General features: G+C 53.8%; 1 protein-coding gene. It reads right to left on the reverse strand.

What is annotated here, in order from left to right; genetic code table 11:
- Nucleotides 1-52: 52 nt before the first annotated feature.
- The coding region (locus HLUSI_RS34220; RefSeq protein ID WP_238534016.1) for a hypothetical protein at nucleotides 53-251 on the reverse strand (199 nt) is incomplete at its 5' end.

Below are 251 nucleotides of genomic sequence, written 5' to 3' on the forward strand. Positions count from 1 at the left end.
TACCAATTCCGCCACGTGGGCCTAAAACGTTGTCACATAATCCGTGCAGCGCTTAGAAGGGCTGAATAATACTGGCATTGTGTCTGATGGTCAACAAAATAATGCCGGAAAATTCAGGCGATTTGATGACGATGGCGGCGAGGGAAATGTCGGGCGTGACAGAGGGTTTTGAGATGGGAAATCGGGAGAGGCGACGCAGGAAATTCAGTAACTCCAGAAACGCAAAAGGGGGGGGGGGGGGGGGGGGGGGG

Source organism: Herbaspirillum lusitanum P6-12, from assembly GCF_000256565.1.
GTDB lineage: Bacteria > Pseudomonadota > Gammaproteobacteria > Burkholderiales > Burkholderiaceae_D > Herbaspirillum > Herbaspirillum lusitanum.